Origin of the sequence: Actinotalea sp. C106 (assembly GCF_023630195.1) — a bacterium.
Classification (GTDB): domain Bacteria; phylum Actinomycetota; class Actinomycetes; order Actinomycetales; family Cellulomonadaceae; genus Actinotalea.
The window spans coordinates 1-659 of the sequence record NZ_JALPKN010000611.1 but is presented as its reverse complement, the minus strand read 5'-3'; the positions used below and the strand labels follow the sequence as shown (position 1 = coordinate 659).

The window sequence follows — 659 nt, the reverse complement described above, 5'->3', positions numbered from 1 at the left end:
GTCGCGGCAGTGCGCACGGCGCTGTCGAGGGCCGCGGAGAGCAACGGGCCCAGCACCCGGTCGGGCTGCTCGACCCCGGCCGCCGCGAGGGCCTGGGCGGCCTGGGCCACGAGGACCACCAGATGGTTGGCGCCGTGGGCGAGGGCCGCGTGGTAAAGGGGGCGGGCCTCCTCGCCGACGAGGACGGGCTCGCCCCCGATCTCGACCACGAGGGCCTGACCGATGGGCAGCACGGGGCCGGGCCCGGTCACCGCGAAGCTGCAGCCGACCAGGCGGCTCAGGTCGAGGGAGGTGCCGCTGAAGGTCATCGCGGGGTGGATCGCCAGCGGGATGGCCCCGGCGGCCCGGGCCGGGGCCAGCACCCCGGTGCCCAAGGCCCCCGCGGTGTGCACCACGATCTGCCCGGGCTGCCACGCGCCGAGCCGTGCGAGTCCCGAGACCAGGTCCGCCAGGGCGTCGTCGGGCACGGTGAGCAGGACGAGCTCGGCCCGCTCGACCACGGCAGGGACCTCGAGGGCCGGGACCCCCGGCAGCATCGTCTCGATCCGGTCGCGGCTCGCCGCCGAGATGCCGCTCGCGCCCACGACGACGTGGCCCGCCTGGCGCAGCGCGCTGCCCAGGACCGATCCGACCCGGCCCGCGCCGACCACCCCGACCCC

1 protein-coding gene is annotated in these 659 nt (G+C 77.5%); it reads right to left on the bottom strand.

Translation table 11 applies throughout. The features are described 5' to 3' along the window. A partial coding sequence (locus L0B03_RS18785) for a Rossmann-like and DUF2520 domain-containing protein (protein ID WP_250448633.1) occupies nt 1-659 on the bottom strand: 659 nt, incomplete at both ends.